Here is a 17,813-nt window from a genome sequence, read left to right on the forward strand (position 1 = left end):
CCGGCCTTGCCGCCAAGCGACAACTTCTTATAGCGCCAACCCACGTTTTTCGCGGGTTTACGGCAATGCGACAAATAGCGTCGCAAAGGCGCAGTTTAAACGTTGCCAAGGGATTTGAGGGACCTGCATCCACATTTCCGCTGCCAGGCAAAAAACACCTGTGGGAGCGAGCTTGCTCGCGATAGAAGTGGGTCAGCTACAAAGTAGGTGGCTGATACACCCCTATCGCGAGCAAGCTCGCCCCCACAATTTTTTGTGCTGACCGCCCTATCCGCAGTCTTGCCGCCTAGCCGCGCTCGGACGGCACCGACGACAATTCGAATGGGCTGCTGCTGCGCCGCTGGTTCCGATCTTCCCGCGGCGTGGCGCCGAAGAAGTTGCGGTAGGCGCTGGAGAAGTGTGGCCCCGAGGAGAAACCGCAGGACAGACCGATCTGGATGATGGACTTACTGGTCTGCATCAGCATCTGCCGGGCCTTGTTCAGGCGCAGTTCCAGGTAGTACTGGCTCGGCACGCGGTTGAGGTATTGCTTGAAGATCCGCTCCAATTGCCGACGGGACACGCACACATGCTGGGCGATTTCATCGGTGGTCAGCGGCTCTTCGATGTTGGCTTCCATCAGCAACACGGCCTGGGTGAGCTTCGGATGGCTGGAGCCGAGACGATTCTGCAGCGGGATGCGCTGGCGCTCGCCACCCTCACGGATGCGCTCGACCACCAACTCTTCCGACACCGCACCGGCCAGTTCCGCGCCATGATCGCGCGCCAACACCGCCAGCAACAGGTCAAGCACCGACATGCCGCCGCAAGCGCTCAGGCGATCACGGTCCCAGTCGAACAGATGGCTGGTGGCGATGACCTTGGGGAAGCGTTCGGAGAAGTCGTCCTGCCAGCGCCAATGCACGGCGGCCCGGTAACCGTCGAGCAAACCCAGCTGGGCCAAGGGATAGACCCCGGCGGACAAACCACCGATCACACAACCGGCACGCACCAACTGCTTGAGGGCACTGCTCAGAGACGAGGCCAGCGCGGTCGGTGGCTCATCGGCCAGCAGGAACAGCTTCTGGAAACCCTCGAGCTTGCCGGCCCAAGGCTCACCCGGCAGTTGCCAGGCGCCGTCGACCGGCGGCTCGGCCTGCAAGAACGACAGTTCGTAGACCACGTCCGGATGCACCCACTGAGCGACACGCAAGGCCTCCTCGGCCAGCGCCAGCGTCAAGGCTTTAGTGCTGGGCCAAATCAGGAAACCAATTCGATGGGCAGTCATGGCGGGCAATCCGAAGCGAAAACAGTGTTAAAGCCAAAAGCGGCTGCAACCAAATTAGACCATCTGGCGCGCGGTGCGCAGCATGACCCAAATCAGGTGCGTAACGGGAGCGATTACTTGAGGCTGCCCGAAAGAAATTGTTGCAGACGCTCCGATTGCGGATTGACCAGCACTTCGCGCGGGTTGCCGCTTTCTTCGACGAGGCCTTTGTGCAGGAACACCAACTGGTTCGACACTTCCCGGGCAAAGCCCATTTCGTGGGTCACCACCACCATGGTCCGGCCTTCCAGGGCCAGGGCCTGCATCACTTTGAGCACGTCACCCACCAGCTCCGGGTCAAGGGCCGAGGTCGGTTCGTCGAACAGCATCACCTCTGGCTCCACCGCCAGCGCCCGGGCAATCGCCACGCGCTGCTGTTCGCCGCCGGACATATGGCCCGGATAAGCGTCCTTGCGATGCGCCACGCCAACCTTGTTCAAGTAATACTCGGCCTTTTCGCGAGCCTCGGCCTTGGCCACGCCCAACACATGCACCGGCGCTTCCATGATGTTTTCCAGCGCGGTCATGTGGGACCACAGGTTGAAATGCTGGAACACCATCGACAGCCGCGAACGCATGCGCTGCAGCTGCTTGGCGTCCGCAGCCTTCAAGGCGCCATCCTTGCCGGCCACCAGCTTCAGCTCTTCATTGTTGAGCAGAATCTTGCCGGCGTGGGGTTGCTCAAGCAGGTTGATGCAACGCAGGAAGGTACTTTTGCCGGAGCCACTGGAGCCGATGATGCTGATCACATCGCCGGCGGCGGCTTTCAGGGACACGCCCTTGAGCACTTCGTGACTGCCATAGCGTTTATGCAGGTCTTGGACTTCAAGCTTGTACATGCGGTCGGTTCTCACAAAACGTCAGTCGTTGAGCAGTCGATCGGATCGATGCGTTATCAGTGCTTGCGCGGGGCCAGGTAACCCAGCCAGCGGCGTTCGGCCAGTTTGAACAGGCGCACCAGGATGAAGGTCAGGCACAGGTAGAAAACGCCGGCCGTGATGTAAGCCTCGAACGGCAAGTAGTACTGCGCATTCACCGTGCGCGCGGCACCGGTGATGTCGATCAGGGTCACGATGGACGCCAGGCTGGTGGTCTGCAGCATCATGATCACTTCGTTGCTGTATTGTGGCAGCGCCCGGCGCAAGGCCGACGGCAGCAGGATCCGGCGATACAACTTATAGCGCGACATACCCATGGCCTTGGCCGCTTCGATCTCACCGTTAGGCGTGGCCCGCAGGCTGCCGGCGATGATTTCGGCGGTGTAGGCACTGGTGTTGATAGCGAACGCCAGGCATGCACAGAAGGTCGCACTGGACAGCCACGGCCAGAGGAAACTCTCGCGCACGAACTCGAACTGCGCCAACCCGTAATAGATCAAGAACAGCTGCACCAGCATCGGCGTGCCGCGAATCACGTAGGTGTAGAGCCACGCCGTCATGTTGACGAGCGGCTGCTTCGAGACGCGCATCAGCCCCAGGGGCAACGCCGCCAGCAGACCGAAGAACAGCGACAGTGCCAGCAGCTTCAAAGTGGTCAGCAGGCCACTGAAGTACAGCGGCAAGGCTTCATAGATGACGTTGTAGTCGAAGATCATAGATCAGCCGCCCTTACGCCTACCGAATAGCGCTTCTCAAGGTGACGCAATGCCAGCAACGAGACACTGGTGATCACCAGGTACATCGCCGCCACTGCCAGGAAGAAGGTGAAAGGCTCGCGCGTGGCATCCGCCGCCTGCTTGGCCTTGAACATCATGTCTTGCAGGCCCACCACCGAAATCAGCGCGGTGGCCTTGGTCAACACCAGCCAATTGTTGGTGAAGCCCGGGATGGCCAAGCGAATCATCTGCGGCACCAACACCCGGAAAAACACCTGGAAGCCATTCATGCCGTACGCCATGCCCGCCTCGGCCTGCCCCTTGGGGATCGCCATGAACGCGCCGCGAAAGGTTTCCGACAGATACGCACCGAAGATAAAGCCCAGGGTACCGATACCGGCCGCCAGCGGGTTCAGGTCGATGTAATCGTCATAACCGAGCATTGGAGCCACGCGATTGAGCAGGTCCTGGCCGCCGTAGAAAATCAGCAGGATCAGCACCAGGTCGGGAATGCCGCGAATGACCGTGGCATACAGGTCGCCCAGCCACGCCAGCCAACGCACCGGCGAGAGGCGCAAGGCAACACCGATCAGCCCCAGGACGATGGCCAGGGCCATGGACGACAAGGCGAGCTGAAGCGTCAACCATGCGCCATCGAGGATGACAGCCCCGTAGCCTTTCAACATGATTCAGGTCCTCGAAAGTGGGATGAAAAAATGGCGCAAACCGCAGAGACCCTGTTGCTTGCGCCATTTCGCACGAGTGGCGGGACGTTGTTACTGGCCGTAGATATCGAAGGCGAAGTACTTGTCCTGGATTTGCTTGTATTTGCCGTTCTGGCGAATAGCGGCGATCGCGCTGTTGATCTTGTCTTTCAGCGCATCACCCTTGCGAACCGCGATCCCTACGCCATCACCGAAGTATTTGACGTCGGTGAAGGCCGGGCCCACGAAGGCAAAACCCTTGCCGGCGTCGGTCTTGAGGAAGCCGTCATCCAGCAGGGTGGCGTCGGCCACGGTGCCGTCGAGACGGCCGGCGGACACGTCCAGGTAGATCTCGTTCTGCGAACCGTATGGCTTGATCTCGGCACCCAGCGGGGCCAGGACTTCACGGGCGAAACGCTCGTGGATCGAACCGCGCTGCACGCCGATGTTCTTGCCCTTGAGCTCGGTCAGGCCGTCGCTGACCTGGGCACCCGCCTTCATGACCAGGCGGGCCGGAGTGTTGTAATACTTGTTGGTGAAATCAACAGACTTCTTGCGATCTTCAGTGATCGACATGGACGACAGGATCGCGTCGATCTTGCGCACCTTGAGTGCCGGGATCAGGCCGTCGAACTCCTGCTCGACCCACACGCACTTGACCTTCATCTCTTCACACAGCGCATTGCCGATGTCGTAGTCGAAACCGACGATGCTGCCATCCGGAGCTTTCGAGGCAAACGGAGGGTAGGCCGCTTCGATACCGATCTTCAGAGGCTTTTCATCGGCGAAGGTCGGCAGGGACAGCACGGACAGTGCCAGGGCGCCAAGCAGCACAAGTTTCTTCATCTTGGAACTCCATCGGTATAGGGCGAAAACGGCAGAGTGAGCAACAGCCCAATATGCGAATGGGTGAAACGAACTTTGGTGCTGCGTCCTAGGAAGCTCACGCTTTATTCAACGCGAGCCACGACGAGCGAGTGATCGGCATTCTAACGACAGGCCCGAAGCCGATATTTCTTCAATGCGACAACAAATTACAGAAGCACCGAGAAAGCGGATCGAGCTCATTGACAGCTTCGCAAATTCATGCAAGAGCAAAAGAAGGGAAACCGATCTATGCTGCAAATAGCGGGCCCATTATTCGCAAACCCTTCTAATCCGGCAAGCACAGCGTGTCGGCTTATTTTATGAGGGGTGCGCAAAGGCCCTGAAACGGGGCTTTGCGTTTCCCGTTGCCCCGTTGTGGCGCCTTTGGTTACACATTTCGAAACATGGGTAACGTTCGGAAGCGTCCGACTTTGAAGATCGATATTTATTCGTAGATGATGTCAGCCATGCACAAAACCTGTGGCGAGGGGATACCCCCCCTCGCCACAAAGGTCTGCGCCGGATACAAAAAAGCCCCGCCTGGAAAATTCCCGGCGGGGCTTTCGGTGTTACTGGCTACCGTCAGGCGACGTTCATGGTCTTGTGCGTCTCGATCAGATGCGCCACCACACTCGGATCGGCCAGGGTGGAGATATCACCCAACCCGTCGTACTCCGCCGTGGCGATCTTGCGCAGGATGCGGCGCATGATCTTGCCGGAACGGGTTTTCGGCAAGCCCGGCGCCCACTGGATAACATCCGGTGAAGCAATCGGACCGATTTCCTTGCGCACCCAGTTCTTCAGTTCCAGGCGCAAGGCCTCGCTGGTTTCTTCGCCGGCATTGAGAGTGACATAGACATAAATGCCCTGCCCCTTGATGTCGTGCGGCACACCCACCACCGCCGCTTCGGCGACTTTCGGGTGGGCGACCATGGCGCTTTCGATCTCGGCGGTGCCCATGCGGTGACCGGACACGTTGAGCACGTCATCCACCCGACCGGTGATCCAGTAGTAGCCGTCCTCGTCACGACGCGCACCGTCACCGGTGAAATACATGCCGCTGAAGGTCTTGAAGTAAGTGTCGACGAAACGGTCGTGGTCGCCGTACAGGGTACGCGCCTGGCCTGGCCACGAATCGAGGATCACCAGGTTGCCTTCGGCCGGGCCTTCGATCAGGTTGCCAAGGTTATCCACCAGCGCCGGCACCACACCGAAGAATGGACGGGTGGCCGAGCCTGGTTTCAACGCCGTGGCGCCCGGCAGCGGGCTGATCAGCACGCCACCGGTTTCGGTCTGCCACCAGGTGTCGACGATCGGGCAACGTTCCTTGCCGACGTTCTTGTAGTACCAGTCCCAGGCTTCCGGATTGATCGGCTCGCCCACCGAACCCAACAGGCGCAGGCTGCTGCCATCGGCGCCTTCGACAGCGGCGGTGCCCGAGGCCATCATCGCGCGGATGGCAGTCGGCGCGGTGTAGAGGATGCTGACCTTATGCTTGTCGACGACCTTGGCCACCCGAGTGATATCCGGGTAGTTCGGCACGCCTTCAAACAGCAGCGTGGTCGCGCCGTTGGCCAGCGGGCCGTAGACGATGTAGCTGTGGCCGGTGACCCAACCCACGTCAGCGGTGCACCAGTAGACCTCGCCCGGCTTGTAGTCGAACACCCGCTCATGGGTCAGCGCCGCATACAGCAAATAGCCGGCCGTGGTGTGCTGCACGCCCTTGGGCTTGCCGGTGGAACCGGAGGTGTAGAGGATGAACAGCGCTTCTTCGGCGCCCATTTCCTTCGGCGCGCAAACGGTGCCGGCCACCTTCATCAGGTCTTCGTACCAGATGTCGCGGTGCTGGTTCCACTTGATGTTGCCAGCGGTGCGCTTGCACACGATGACTTTCTGGATGCTGCTGGTTTCCGGGTTGGTCAACGCGTCATCGACGTTGGCCTTGAGCGGAATCTTCTTGCCGGCGCGAACACCTTCGTCGGCAGTGATCACCACTTTGGATTTGCAGTCGATGATCCGACCAGCCAGCGCTTCAGGCGAGAAACCGCCGAACACCACCGAGTGGATCGCACCGATCCGGGCACAGGCCAGCATCGCGACCACGGCTTCGGGGATCATCGGCATGTAGATCGTCACCACGTCGCCGCGATGCACGTCCTGGCCACGCAAGGCGTTGGCGAACTTGCAGACTTCCTCATGCAGTTCACGATAGGTGATGTTGCGGCTCTCGGCAGGGTCGTCGCCTTCCCAGATGATCGCAACCTGATCACCGCGCTCGGCCAGATGGCGGTCGAGGCAGTTGTAGGAAACGTTCAAGGTGCCATCGGCAAACCACTTGATATCGACATGGTGATCGTCGAAGGACGTTTGCTTCACCGTGGTGAAAGGCTTGATCCAGTCCAGGCGCTTGGCCTGCTCGCGCCAGAAGCCGTCCGGGTTGACCACCGACTGCTGGTACATCGCCTTGTAGGTCGCCTCGTCAGTCAGCGTATTGGCCGCAACCTCGGGACGAACGGGATACACAGAAGCCGCACTCATCTTTCTTACCTCGGTGACAATAGTTGTTTTTGTATGGTCCCGTTGTAGCCCGGGGCGGGCCTATAGAACCATTCGACGATGGTAGTAACAAGTCCCTACAAAATGTCGGTACTAACGTGCAAGGCCCTGCCTGCGGGCATTCTCCTGCGGGAGCGAGCTCGCTCGCGATGGCGGCGGCAAATCCAACATAGATGCAACAGACAACCCCCGCCACCTGCAGCGATTATTACCAGATCAACCAACAGTGTTTATCAAAACCCGGTCTTTTTGCGATTAACGCCACCTCCTAGAATTCACCTCGCCAACCGGCAAACACGATTAACGCAACACAGCCCCCACGAAGGCCGTTAATCCAACCTCCAAAACCAAGCTCCACACGCAACCCCAAAAGGTTGCGTGACCCCACTCGACCTCAAGAAAGGTGAATTAGATGAAAGCTTTATGGGTTCTGGTCCTCGGCAGCCTCTGCGCCAGCGCGATGGCAGACGAGGCCCCGACCGATGTCGCACAGCAAAAACCGGCCATTGAGGAGTACACCTACTCCACCCACCTGGACATCGCCAAAGTCATCTCCATGAGCGAAATCCCCAATGTCTGCGAAGTGGTCCCGGCGAAGATGGAATACGACGACTCCAAGGGCCAGCGCCACATTCTGCGCTACAGCGTCATGGGCAACGGCTGCTCCAACGGCTGATTGACTACATAAAGGAATTTGGAGCAACCACCATGAAAACCAAACTGATCCTCGCCCTGACCTTGTCCGTACTGGGCACCAATACCTTCGCCGCCGACGGGTTCGATCGCACCGGCTCCGCCGCCGCGATCAGTCGGTACGACGTGGCGGATTCCGCCAGCATCGCCACTGACGACTACAACACCGCGGGACCAACCACCATCGCCTCCGATGGCAGCGATCACACCGGTTCCGCCCATACCGATTGATCATTACTGGCATTTTCCACGGCCCGATTTCGATCGGGCCTGGTTGTGTCTGGAGGCGCTCAAAACCCGCCGAAAACACAACATGTAGTGCAAAACCGCAAAAAACGCTGGTTTTTTGATCAAAAAAAACCGTCAGCCGACCCATGCAAAAAAAATCTTCGGCGGCCAAAGCCTTGTAAATACTCGCTCCCAAGCGGATATGCCCGTCGCTCCCCCTTCTGTGAGCCATTTCGCCGCAGCACGTAGGCAAAAAAGTCCTTATAATGCCGCCTCAAACGGGCCTGCAATATTCCCTTACAGGGGATCACGCCAGCCTGGAGCCCACGCGAGGGCCAATCATCGCCTCGCGTTCACAGCAGCTCCGGAATGACCCGTACATTTTTCTGTTTATTGCCTGCGTCAGCTGCTGCAACAAACGTTTTTTCAAGATCCACCGCGGCCAGTAGGCCTTCATCGGGCATCTGGCCCTCACGCAGGAGACGACACGTCATGCTGAGCTGGGACGAATTCGACAAAGAAGACGGCGAAGTCGCTGTCAAAGGCGCCAACGCGGGCCACGCTTCTGAAGCCAACATGGACCGCCTCGACAGCGCCGGCGGTGCCGCCGCCCTCGAAGCCCGGGCCGTGACGGCCAGCGACTCGGCCGCGATCATTCGCGCCAAGGCCGCCCTCGACAAACTCGACGTCGCCGAAGGCCTCGCTGAACTCGAAGGCGCCTCTGCCCGTGTCGCCGTCGATGAAAAGCGCATGATCAACTGCCGCGCCGACCTCAACCAGCTCGTGCCGTTCAAATACGACTGGGCCTGGCAGAAGTACCTGGACGGCTGCGCGAACCACTGGATGCCGCAAGAAGTCAACATGACCGCCGACATCGCCCTCTGGAAAAACCCGGAAGGCCTGACCGACGACGAACGCCGCATCGTGATGCGCAACCTGGGTTTCTTCTCCACCGCCGACTCCCTGGTTGCCAACAACCTGGTCCTGGCCGTGTACCGCCTGATCACCAACCCGGAGTGCCGCCAGTACATCCTGCGCCAGGCCTTCGAAGAGGCGATCCACACCCACGCCTACCAGTACTGCATCGAATCGCTGGCCATGGATGAAGGCGAGATCTTCAACATGTACCACGAGATCCCATCGGTCGCGAAAAAAGCCGCCTGGGGCCTGAAATACACCCGTTCGATCTCCGATCCGAAGTTCGAAACCGGCACCCCGGACACCGACAAAGAGTTGCTGCGCAACCTGATCGCCTACTACTGCGTTCTGGAAGGCATCTTCTTCTACTGCGGCTTCACCCAGATCCTGTCCATGGGCCGTCGCAACAAGATGACCGGCGTCGCCGAGCAGTTCCAATACATCCTGCGCGACGAATCCATGCACCTGAACTTCGGCATCGACGTGATCAACCAGATCAAAATCGAAAACCCGCACTTGTGGGATGCCGAGATGAAGGAAGAAGCGACCCAGATGATCCTGCAAGGGACCCAGCTGGAGATCGAATACGCCCGCGACACCATGCCTCGCGGCGTGCTGGGCATGAACGCGGCGATGATGGAGGACTACCTCAAGTTCATCGCTAACCGTCGCCTGTCGCAGATTGGTCTGAAGGAAGAGTACCCAGGGACGACTAACCCGTTCCCTTGGATGAGCGAGATCATGGACTTGAAGAAAGAGAAGAACTTCTTTGAGACGCGAGTGATTGAGTATCAAACGGGTGGGGCTTTGAGCTGGGATTGATTCGAAAGAAAAACCCTAGGCTGCACGCTTGACTGAAAACCCCGTGAAAACGGGGTTTTTTGTATCCTACAGAACCAAAGTCGCATTTAACCCAAAGCCAACTCTCAAACATAGACAAGATGTCATCTCAGACTGTTGCCCACTGACCCATGCATTGCTGCGGGTTTTGCGCTGTGGCAAAAACATTCAGTGCAACCCACTCCGCCTCCCGCTATTAATACCCTTCCCCACTCAAGGACCCGAGCCCACCATGAAATTCGACCTCGCCTACTGCCTCAGCCTCGACGATAAGCTGTCGATCTATGACGTGCGCGATTTGAATTTCGACGAGACGATGGCGTTCGACTCCGCGAAAGAACAGTTCCAATGCCCCAACGATGCCTGTCGAACGGCGTTTGACGCGATGAATGTGTTGGGGACGTTCAACGCCAAGAATGTAAATTACGTGCGCACGCCGCACTTCAAGAATATTCCCAGTACGCGGCATATCGAGGGTTGTCCTTATGCCAGCCTGAAAACTCCGGCGTCGGGCCTAGAGGCGGATGGAGGGGAAACGGATGACAGTCGGGAGGAACATTTCCCGTCAGAGTTGTTGCTGACTCGGCGTGAGTATGTGCGTAAGCCGTCCAGCCCGACGGTAGCGGCGGACGTTCTGCGCAACGAGCGAGTGCCCTCGGTCGCCAACCATGTCGAGCACCCGAACCGCGACTCGTCGCCGGACAAGACCAGCGTCTTCGCCCATCCAGTGGAGTGCTTCGTATCGAACTTCGACAACAAGGACCTGCTCAAGCGCATGCCGCTGAAGATTGGCGAGCACACGGCGCCCTATGCCTCGTTCTTCAAGAAGATCGATTACCTGCTGGACAACAAGGGGTTGATTTACTGGGGCAAGATCAAGGAGATCAAGGATTACACGCAAAGCTTTCGAATCGACTTCGAAGCCAAGGTCTGGTTCAAGCAACCGGACGAGGCGAAGAAAAAGCCATACTCGGTCAACGTTTACCTGAGCAAGAAGCTGATCGACAACTACCGCAAGCGCAAAGCGTTTCTGGAAGAGATCAAGCATGCCGTCGACAGTGAGCGGGATTTGTATTGCTTCTTTTATGGCGTGACGCCGGAGTTGAAACAGGTGCCGAGCAAGAAAAACCCCGAGCAGACGTTCGGGGTGTTCAGTGCCAATATCGAGAACCTGGATCACTTCATTATTCGAGAGGCACCGGGGTTGGCTGAGGGCTAGTCCAGGGGCAATTGCAGCTTGACCGCACCGGGGTGTTGTTTTACGACGGCGTACGGCAGCACCGACCAGCCGGGGTCATCACAGACGCGTTGCGCGCGGGCGAAGAACGGTCCCAGGTACAAACCTTTTTCGGTGAAGTACCAATTGGAATAGCCCCAGACGCCTTCATCGGTGTAGTCGCAGCTGTCCTCATCCGTTGGTTTCAGCATCTCGTCGGGGTACAGCGTGGTGAATTGCTTGATCAGCCATGGCGCGAATACTTCGCGTTGGTAAGTGTATCGCGCCCTGCTCTCTTCATCGGTCAACGAGGCATCACCCGCGTCGTCGTGGCCGGCGTGCAGCGGTGGCTTGTCTGTGCCAGCCCAGAGCACGTCTTCCAGCGACAGAGTGTGGCCGGTGTGCGCGTCGAGCGTGAGCGGCGAATTGCCAAAATCCGGGTGGACGCCGCCGCAGTAATAGCTGGTGGAAATGTTCAGGCTGATCACATCGGGCGATAGGTATTTGGGCGCGACGCCTTGGTCGAACTCGGCATTATCGGCACCCTGCAACAGACAACCGTAGTAGCTGATGACTTCGGTCCAGAGGCGCCCCAACAATTGTCGATTGACCCGCTGTAGCTCGTCTTTCGAGTAGCCGGACTCGACGCTGAACATGGAAATACCGGATTGTGGCTCCGTCCACCATTGCAAGTCATGGCCCATGAAAGATTCTTTCTTGCCCGGTTTGAGTTTCAAGCCTTGCAGGCGGAGATACTCATAAGGGTCACTTTTTTGCAGCTCGGCGATAACGGGGAGAAGATCGGCCCCAGGTGCCGGGAGCCTGGCTTCGGTCAACTGCACGGGCAGAACTTTGCCCTTGAGACTTTTCCATTCACCCTGCCAGCCGTTGGCCGTTTTTTGCAGCGTCAGGGTCGGCAGCGATTGGCCGTCGTCGTAACGGGTACCGCCCTCGACCAGCGTCAGGGTCTTTTCTTTCAGCGAGCCACTCAACCCCAAATCACGATGATATTTCTCATAGAAATAGCGACCGATGACTTCGTCCTCTTGAGCGGTGTTGAGCCCCAGCACAATCGGCATCTTGCCCAAGGTGCCGGTAAAGACGCGACTGCCTCCTTCGGCACTGGCTGTCGAACAGAGCGCGAGCAGGCACGTGACACTGGATGCAAGAAGCAACAGTCCTTTGAACATAGAATCTTCCTGGAAAGCAGCGAGCGTTCGCTCGGGAAAAGAGTGGCGCGAAGTATGGCGAATCTGCATTCGGGAATCGATATGTCACTCTTCATCGTGGGAATTTAAACAACGCCGAGTAGCGAGTTACTGTGCCGATACGCCCAGCATCACGACCACTAGCAAGCCGAGATAAACCCGCGCATGAAGTCGATCCGACATGCGCCCGATCCAAGGCGTAGCAAGGCGAATCCCCACTAACGATCCTATCGTCAAAACCGCGAACGCCTGCAAATCCACATACCCGACAAGCCAGGGCCCCAAATCCCTGGTAACCCCCGCCACGGCCATGTAAGTCAGCGTTCCGGCCACCGCAACCGGCAAACTCAATGGGTTCGCCATAGATGTTGCCTGGGACATACTCAGCCCACGACGGCGCAGCAACGGCACAGTCATGACGCTACCTCCTACGCCCAGAAACGTAGCAATGGCGCCGATGACAACTCCACCTCCCCCTACTTCTGCCCTGCCCAATGGGCGTGGGGCTACAGCGTCAGAGTGTGTAAGAAAACCGCGTCTGAACAGGCAGTCCAGAATCGTGATTCCCAGATAAACGATGAAACCATAGCGAATCACTTCGCCGCTCACCCATATCGCTGCCACGGCTCCTACGACTGCGCCCAGGCCGATATAGCCGGCCAACGGCCAAAGGTAATAGCGAATGAGGTTACCGGCGCGGTGATGCTTTGCGGTGGCAATCAGCCCGTTGACCACCATCACGCAGGTGGAGGTGGCCACGGCAATGTGCATCGCCGATTGGCCGATGGGGTCGTCAACACCGTGGCTGGCTGTGAGCATGCGATACATCAAGGGCACTACGACGAAGCCACCACCGAAACCGAACAGCACCGCCGTCACGCCACTCAGGCAGCCGAAACACGCGAGCAATACATAGAACATCGAGGCGAATCCATGAAAAGGGAGGTGCCCACGATAGGTAAGCGAAGCCTGGCCTGCTGTAGCAAATAGGTCAATAATGTTCGCGCTTACGCCAATCACGAGTGGCTCATCGATGCGCAACACTTCGATCGACTTATTGGATGCGATGCCCAGGGAAGTCGTCGCGATTGGCACCGATTACCCCCACGGACATTTATTGCCATTGCACCACCATCGCCGGGCGCAGTTACTGTACGGCGCCACTGGCGTGATGCAGGTGAGCACCGAGGATGGCAATTGGGTGGTGCCACCGCAACGGGCGGTGTGGATTCCACCAGGGGTGGCCCATGAAGTGCTGATGCTGGGGGTCAGCACCCGCAGTTTGTACATCGAACCGGCAGCGGTAGCGGCCATGGACGCCCGCTGCCAGGTCATCAACGTGTCCCCCCTGATGCGCCAGTTGCTGTTGGAAGCCGTGGAACTTGCGCCTGATTACGACGAGGCTGGGCGGGACGGTGCGCTAATCAATCTGTTGCTGCACGAACTGTTGCGCAGCGCTCATTTGCCGCTGCACCTTCCACTGCCCAAGGACCCGCGCCTGCTTGGTTTGTGTCAGGCGTTTCTGAAATACCCGCACGCCCACGCCTCGCCCGTACAGTGGGCGGCGCAATTACCTGTCAGCTTGCGCTCATTCAATCGCCTGTTCAGCCGGCAAACCGGGTTGAGTTTCAGCCAATGGCGGCAGCAGGCATGTGTGATGTCGGCATTGTCCCGATTGGTCGTAGGAGATTCGATAACCCGTATCGCTCTGGATCTGGGCTACGACAGTCCCGCCGCGTTCTCCACCATGTTCCGCCGGGTACTGGGCCACGCCCCAAGTGCCTGGTTGGCGAATACCACTGGTCATCGATCAAAAAAATGAGATTGATCCGGGTTCAAAACAACTGTACAAAAACACAGTATTTTTTGAATCCACAGCTTTGGAGAACTCCCATGGCCTCTCTCGCAATCAAAACCACTCTGGAACGCATCGCTGTCTATCAATTCACCCCCGCCCACAGCGCACAGGCCCGAGCCATGCTGGGCTGGAGTGTCGAGGAGCTGTCCCGGCAGTCCGGTGTTTCGGTCCAGGCCATCCGGCGCTTCGAGGCCGGCGGCGAACTGCTCGACGTGACCCGCCTGGCCCTGGCCTTCCGGCTGGAAGCCGAAGGCCTGGTGTTCTTCCCCGGGTTCGCACCGGGACGCGGCATGAATATCAAGGGCGCCACGCCGGATCCGATGGGACGGGCAGACTACTCAATGATCGAATAATCGATAATCAGGCCATGTCGGGCTGATCCTGATAAACCGAAGGCTCCACATCCAACCACCAGGCTCGGCCGCGTTGCGGCTGCGCCAAGGTGAATGCTTCGCCCATTTGCGGCGTGGTGATGCAAATGTTGCGCTCCCAGGCCAGGGCCAGGATGCGGTCGAAGGGTTCGTACCAGGCGTGCATCGCCAGGTCGAACGTACCGTTGTGGATCGGCAGCAGCCAGCGGCCCTTGAGGTCGATATGAGCCTGCAGGGTTTGCTCCGGTTGCATGTGGACATGCGGCCAATCGACGTTATAGGCGCCGGTTTCCATCAGCGTCAGGTCAAAGGGCCCGTATTGTTCGCCGATGCGTTTGAAACCGTCGAAATAACCAGTGTCGCCGCTGAAGAAAATCCGGCTGCCGCCGTCGATCATCACCCACGAGGCCCATAACGTGCCGTTACTGTCGAACAGGCCACGACCGGAAAAGTGCTGGGAGGGCGTGGCAATGAACTCGATTCCGTCCACTTCGGTGCCTTGCCACCAGTCCAACTGACGTACCTTGCTGGCGTCGATGCCCCATTTGACCAGCGTGTCACCCACGCCAAGAGGGGTGAGGAAGTGGCGAGTTTTAGCGGCCAGTTTGAGAATGGCCTGATAATCGAGGTGGTCGTAGTGATCATGAGAAAGGATCACCGCTTCAATCGGCGGCAGCTCTTCCAGGCTGATGGGTGGCTGATGAAAACGCTTGGGGCCGACCCATTGCACGGGGGAGGCGCGATCGGAGAACACCGGGTCGGTCAGCCAGAATTTGTCCCGCAGCTTGAGCAGAACAGTGGAATGGCCCAGGCGCCAGACGCTGTTGTTCGGCGCGGCCAGCAGGGCGGCGCGCGTCAACGGTTGAACCTCGATGGTGCCTGCAGGCCGGGTGGTGCGCGGCTTGTGGAAGGTCATGTTCCAGATGATGCGCAGGGTGGTGCCAAACCCTTGCCGCGGAGTGAAAGCGTGATTGCGATACTTACCCTGTTCCTGCCGGGATGAAGGGTGGGCAGACGGATTGTCGGTGGGAAAAGAAGGGATGGTCATGGTGCGATAACTCCAAGGGCATCGTCGGAACTCCGATTCGCCGTTGTGGGACGCTGGATGGCCGTTGCATGCACGCTCAGCCGCTCGAGGCACAAACTACACCGCTCGGTGTAGTTTCTAGATTGCATGAATCCCGGGAGCAAGTAAACTGCCGAGTGTAAGTTCCTCTTCCCTGCCGACGAATGCCCATGACCGTACCGCAGCGCCTCACCGAGCGAAAACGCGAAGCCATCCTTCAGGCCGCGATTGCTGAATTTCGTAGCAGCGGTTTCGAGATCACCAGCATGGACAAGATCGCGGCGACGGCCGGCGTATCGAAGCGCACGGTGTACAACCACTTCCCGAGCAAGGAAGAACTGTTTGCCGAAATTCTGAATCGGTTATGGAACAGCATTACCGCAGAACAGGACACTCCCTACAATTCAAAAAAGCCCTTACGGGAGCAACTTCGAACGTTGCTGCAAGCCAAATTACACATGCTGGCGGACGATAACTTCCTCGACCTGGCACGCATCGCCATCGCCGCAACGATTCACTCCCCTGAGCGGGCGCAGGATATGGTCGCGCGCATGGGCCAGCGCGAAGAAGGCTTGACCGCCTGGATTCGTCTGGCTCTGGCTGATGGTCGATTGAAACCCGTAGAACCGGCATTTGCCGCCCAGCAAATGCATGGTCTGCTCAAGACATTCGCCTTCTGGCCGCAGATCTCCATGGGCCAGCCCAGCCTGACCCAGGATGAACAGACACAGGTGATCGAATCGGCCCTCGACATGTTCCTGGCCCGCTACCAGGCCTGAGCATCAGTTGACTGCGAAAAGGACTACTGCAGCGAAGGCTTGCTGACAAATTTCTGGTGCATTTCAGTGGTCAGGCTGTCGATACGCTCGGTCAATGCCTTGGTCATTTCCGTCAGGCGGGTGTTCTGCTCCAACAACTCGAGCAACTGTGCGGTGTTCTGCGCGGCCTGGGCCTGACGCTCACTGTTAGCAATCGCCAAGGCTTCACGATGTTGAGCGTCGGCTTCCGCCTGGGCTTTATCCCGAGCAGCCTGTCGGGTTTGCGCCAGCAGGATCAGTGGGGCGGCATAGGCCGACTGCAGACTGAACGCCAGATTCAGCAAAATGAATGGGTAGGCATCGAAATGAAAGACGCCCATCAGGTTCAGGCTGATCCATAGCAGCACGATCAGGGTTTGCGCACCGAGGAACATCGGCGTCCCGAAAAAACGCGCGAACGCCTCCGCGCGCAGCGCAAAGCGGTCATTGCCAAAGGTCGGCGCCAGATGAGCGTGAGGGCGATGAAAACGCAAGTGGTCAACTGGAGCGGTGGTAGGAGGTTGCGAGGGTTTCGTCATCGTGATGATCTCCGCCTGGGGCTAGGGCTTAAGGCACTATAACCGCTGGGGGATCATCCTCCATTGAGTCAAGCACGCCCTGCTCGTTAAAAATCAGCATCTGCGCAGATTTCGCCCCAGTTCGTCGAACAAGGTCACCACCGAACGCAAGGCTCGGCAGTCCGGGCGGGTCAGGAGCCAAAGTGCCGTGTCGTATCCCTCCAATGGTTCGCCAAGAGGCATCAGGCCCTGGCTTTCATCGATCAGAAAGTCCGGCAGCGCCGCAACCCCCAAGCCGGCCCGCACCAGCTCGGTGACCGAAAGCATGCTGTTGCAGCGATAGGCAGGCACCACGCCGGGTAGCGATTGACGGCGCCAGGCCACGGTAGGGTGATCGGGAAGAAAATCGTCCGGCGCGATCCAGGTCATGGAGGCCAGATCATCCGGATTCGCCGAGCGCAGATACGCCGCGCCGGCACATACCCGGTAAGTCACACGGCCCAGATTTCGCCCAACCAAGTGTTCCGGCGGCGTACGGGTCAAGCGCAACGCAATGTCGGCATCACGGCGACTCAGGTTGGCGAAGTCGTTCGAGGTGCTCAGCTCAAGGGTCAATGCCGGGTAGTCGGGCATGAACCGCGCCAATGCGGGCAGCAGCAATGCTTGCAGGACTGAGTCGGTGCACGTCAGTCGTACCGTGCCGCTGACAACCTCGCCACCCTGCTCCACACCGATCCGCGCTGCTTCCAAGGCCTGCTCGGCACGCTCGGCCTGCTCAGCCAACGCCTGGGCCAGACTCGTAGGCAAGTACCCGGAACGACTTTTTTCGAACAAGGGTTGGCCTAGCGCTGCCTCGAGCCGGCGTACCGAGCGGAATACCGTGGACACGTCCACATGCAGCAGTCGCGCGGCTCGGGCCAACGAGCCGCCACGGACTAACGCCAGGATCAGGGACAGATCGGGGTAGTCCAGACGATAGTGCGTCGATGCATTGAACACTTGGGTAAACGCCAATATTGATTGCGTGAACGCCAATCTATATTGGCCACCAGGAATCAACAAGCGGCGAGTCT

The 17,813-nt window shown here is 58.7% G+C and carries 18 protein-coding genes; 7 read left to right on the plus strand and 11 right to left on the minus strand.

Translation table 11 applies throughout. The features are described 5' to 3' along the window. Positions 1 to 286 precede the first annotated feature (286 nt). From J9870_RS22405 to acs, 6 genes are all read right to left on the minus strand, one after another. The gene (locus tag J9870_RS22405) at positions 287 to 1,267 is read right to left on the minus strand and encodes a GlxA family transcriptional regulator (RefSeq protein ID WP_210640189.1); all 981 of its coding nucleotides are present in this window, start codon (positions 1,265 to 1,267) and stop codon (positions 287 to 289) included. A 113-nt stretch (positions 1,268 to 1,380) separates the two neighbouring features. Next, positions 1,381 to 2,145, minus strand: coding sequence for an ATP-binding cassette domain-containing protein (locus J9870_RS22410; RefSeq protein WP_109753908.1), 765 nt, complete (start codon positions 2,143 to 2,145; stop codon positions 1,381 to 1,383). Between the two features lie 56 nt (positions 2,146 to 2,201). Then, positions 2,202 to 2,900, minus strand: a complete 699-nt coding sequence (locus tag J9870_RS22415) for an ABC transporter permease (RefSeq protein ID WP_134925475.1) — start codon at positions 2,898 to 2,900, stop codon at positions 2,202 to 2,204. Further along, positions 2,897 to 3,586, minus strand: coding sequence for an ABC transporter permease (locus J9870_RS22420; RefSeq protein ID WP_134925476.1), 690 nt, complete (start codon positions 3,584 to 3,586; stop codon positions 2,897 to 2,899). Before J9870_RS22420 ends, J9870_RS22415 begins: the two co-directional genes overlap by 4 nt. Before the next feature lie 90 nt (positions 3,587 to 3,676). Then, positions 3,677 to 4,450 (minus strand): ABC transporter substrate-binding protein, encoded by a 774-nt coding sequence (locus tag J9870_RS22425; RefSeq protein WP_210640196.1) that lies wholly within the window; start codon positions 4,448 to 4,450, stop codon positions 3,677 to 3,679. Positions 4,451 to 5,053: 603 nt separating this feature from the next. Beyond that, a complete protein-coding gene (acs, locus tag J9870_RS22430; protein WP_210640197.1) occupies positions 5,054 to 7,009 on the minus strand; it encodes an acetate--CoA ligase in 1,956 nt (651 codons plus the stop codon). A gap of 430 nt (positions 7,010 to 7,439) precedes the next feature. Here acs and J9870_RS22435 point away from each other — a divergent pair, with 430 nt between their 5' ends. The 4 genes from J9870_RS22435 to J9870_RS22450 all read left to right on the plus strand — a co-directional run bounded on the left by J9870_RS22435 (position 7,440) and on the right by J9870_RS22450 (position 10,925). Continuing rightward, positions 7,440 to 7,703, plus strand: coding sequence for a DUF2790 domain-containing protein (locus J9870_RS22435; protein WP_210640199.1), 264 nt, complete (start codon positions 7,440 to 7,442; stop codon positions 7,701 to 7,703). 32 nt (positions 7,704 to 7,735) lie between these two features. Further along, on the plus strand, positions 7,736 to 7,951 hold the full coding sequence (locus J9870_RS22440) for a hypothetical protein (RefSeq protein WP_210640201.1): 216 nt from the start codon (positions 7,736 to 7,738) through the stop codon (positions 7,949 to 7,951). A 489-nt stretch (positions 7,952 to 8,440) separates the two neighbouring features. After that, complete coding sequence (locus J9870_RS22445) at positions 8,441 to 9,688, plus strand: ribonucleotide-diphosphate reductase subunit beta (RefSeq protein ID WP_003204812.1); 1,248 nt, start codon at positions 8,441 to 8,443, stop codon at positions 9,686 to 9,688. A 250-nt stretch (positions 9,689 to 9,938) separates the two neighbouring features. Then, entirely contained in the window at positions 9,939 to 10,925 is a 987-nt protein-coding gene (locus J9870_RS22450; protein ID WP_210640202.1) for a hypothetical protein, read from the plus strand. Here J9870_RS22450 and J9870_RS22455 read toward each other — a convergent pair. Both J9870_RS22455 and J9870_RS22460 read right to left on the minus strand, forming a co-directional pair. Further along, positions 10,922 to 12,112 (minus strand): DUF3298 domain-containing protein, encoded by a 1,191-nt coding sequence (locus J9870_RS22455; RefSeq protein WP_210640204.1) that lies wholly within the window; start codon positions 12,110 to 12,112, stop codon positions 10,922 to 10,924. The genes J9870_RS22450 and J9870_RS22455 overlap by 4 nt on opposite strands. 126 nt (positions 12,113 to 12,238) lie before the next feature. After that, on the minus strand, positions 12,239 to 13,051 hold the full coding sequence (locus J9870_RS22460) for a sulfite exporter TauE/SafE family protein (RefSeq protein ID WP_134925488.1): 813 nt from the start codon (positions 13,049 to 13,051) through the stop codon (positions 12,239 to 12,241). 112 nt (positions 13,052 to 13,163) lie between these two features. On the opposite strand from J9870_RS22460, the gene J9870_RS22465 reads away from it, so the two are divergent. Both J9870_RS22465 and J9870_RS22470 read left to right on the plus strand, forming a co-directional pair. Then, positions 13,164 to 13,952, plus strand: a complete 789-nt coding sequence (locus J9870_RS22465) for a helix-turn-helix transcriptional regulator (RefSeq protein ID WP_210640205.1) — start codon at positions 13,164 to 13,166, stop codon at positions 13,950 to 13,952. A gap of 71 nt (positions 13,953 to 14,023) precedes the next feature. Continuing rightward, positions 14,024 to 14,341, plus strand: coding sequence for a helix-turn-helix transcriptional regulator (locus J9870_RS22470; RefSeq protein WP_210640207.1), 318 nt, complete (start codon positions 14,024 to 14,026; stop codon positions 14,339 to 14,341). Between the two features lie 7 nt (positions 14,342 to 14,348). Here the strand turns inward: J9870_RS22470 and J9870_RS22475 are convergent, their stop codons facing one another. Next, positions 14,349 to 15,407, minus strand: coding sequence for an MBL fold metallo-hydrolase (locus tag J9870_RS22475; protein ID WP_210640208.1), 1,059 nt, complete (start codon positions 15,405 to 15,407; stop codon positions 14,349 to 14,351). Positions 15,408 to 15,595: 188 nt separating this feature from the next. On the opposite strand from J9870_RS22475, the gene J9870_RS22480 reads away from it, so the two are divergent. After that, positions 15,596 to 16,204: a TetR/AcrR family transcriptional regulator gene (locus J9870_RS22480; protein ID WP_210640210.1), complete on the plus strand. Its 609-nt coding sequence runs from the start codon at positions 15,596 to 15,598 to the stop codon at positions 16,202 to 16,204. Positions 16,205 to 16,227: 23 nt separating this feature from the next. Here J9870_RS22480 and J9870_RS22485 read toward each other — a convergent pair whose 3' ends face one another. Together J9870_RS22485 and J9870_RS22490 are read right to left on the minus strand one after the other, a co-directional pair. Then, the gene (locus tag J9870_RS22485) at positions 16,228 to 16,761 is read right to left on the minus strand and encodes a DUF1003 domain-containing protein (RefSeq protein ID WP_210640212.1); all 534 of its coding nucleotides are present in this window, start codon (positions 16,759 to 16,761) and stop codon (positions 16,228 to 16,230) included. Between the two features lie 93 nt (positions 16,762 to 16,854). Next, the gene (locus J9870_RS22490) at positions 16,855 to 17,802 is read right to left on the minus strand and encodes a LysR family transcriptional regulator (RefSeq protein WP_210640213.1); all 948 of its coding nucleotides are present in this window, start codon (positions 17,800 to 17,802) and stop codon (positions 16,855 to 16,857) included. Positions 17,803 to 17,813: the final 11 nt, after the last annotated feature.

The sequence above is a fragment of the Pseudomonas sp. Tri1 genome, from assembly GCF_017968885.1.
Classification (GTDB): Bacteria; Pseudomonadota; Gammaproteobacteria; order Pseudomonadales; family Pseudomonadaceae; genus Aquipseudomonas.

Excerpts from the sequence above, each read along its gene's own strand:
- J9870_RS22405 (WP_210640189.1), bottom strand. The coding sequence starts at position 1,267 with ATGACTGCCCATCGAATTGGTTTCCTGATTTGGCCCAGCACTAAAGCC.
- J9870_RS22410 (WP_109753908.1), bottom strand. The coding sequence starts at position 2,145 with ATGTACAAGCTTGAAGTCCAAGACCTGCATAAACGCTATGGCAGTCAC.
- J9870_RS22415 (WP_134925475.1), bottom strand. The coding sequence starts at position 2,900 with ATGATCTTCGACTACAACGTCATCTATGAAGCCTTGCCGCTGTACTTC.
- J9870_RS22420 (WP_134925476.1), bottom strand. The coding sequence starts at position 3,586 with ATGTTGAAAGGCTACGGGGCTGTCATCCTCGATGGCGCATGGTTGACG.
- J9870_RS22425 (WP_210640196.1), bottom strand. The coding sequence starts at position 4,450 with ATGAAGAAACTTGTGCTGCTTGGCGCCCTGGCACTGTCCGTGCTGTCC.
- acs (WP_210640197.1), bottom strand. The coding sequence starts at position 7,009 with ATGAGTGCGGCTTCTGTGTATCCCGTTCGTCCCGAGGTTGCGGCCAAT.
- J9870_RS22435 (WP_210640199.1), top strand. The coding sequence starts at position 7,440 with ATGAAAGCTTTATGGGTTCTGGTCCTCGGCAGCCTCTGCGCCAGCGCG.
- J9870_RS22440 (WP_210640201.1), top strand. The coding sequence starts at position 7,736 with ATGAAAACCAAACTGATCCTCGCCCTGACCTTGTCCGTACTGGGCACC.
- J9870_RS22445 (WP_003204812.1), top strand. The coding sequence starts at position 8,441 with ATGCTGAGCTGGGACGAATTCGACAAAGAAGACGGCGAAGTCGCTGTC.
- J9870_RS22450 (WP_210640202.1), top strand. The coding sequence starts at position 9,939 with ATGAAATTCGACCTCGCCTACTGCCTCAGCCTCGACGATAAGCTGTCG.
- J9870_RS22455 (WP_210640204.1), bottom strand. The coding sequence starts at position 12,112 with ATGTTCAAAGGACTGTTGCTTCTTGCATCCAGTGTCACGTGCCTGCTC.
- J9870_RS22460 (WP_134925488.1), bottom strand. The coding sequence starts at position 13,051 with ATGTTCTATGTATTGCTCGCGTGTTTCGGCTGCCTGAGTGGCGTGACG.
- J9870_RS22465 (WP_210640205.1), top strand. The coding sequence starts at position 13,164 with ATGCGCAACACTTCGATCGACTTATTGGATGCGATGCCCAGGGAAGTC.
- J9870_RS22470 (WP_210640207.1), top strand. The coding sequence starts at position 14,024 with ATGGCCTCTCTCGCAATCAAAACCACTCTGGAACGCATCGCTGTCTAT.
- J9870_RS22475 (WP_210640208.1), bottom strand. The coding sequence starts at position 15,407 with ATGACCATCCCTTCTTTTCCCACCGACAATCCGTCTGCCCACCCTTCA.
- J9870_RS22480 (WP_210640210.1), top strand. The coding sequence starts at position 15,596 with ATGACCGTACCGCAGCGCCTCACCGAGCGAAAACGCGAAGCCATCCTT.
- J9870_RS22485 (WP_210640212.1), bottom strand. The coding sequence starts at position 16,761 with ATGACGAAACCCTCGCAACCTCCTACCACCGCTCCAGTTGACCACTTG.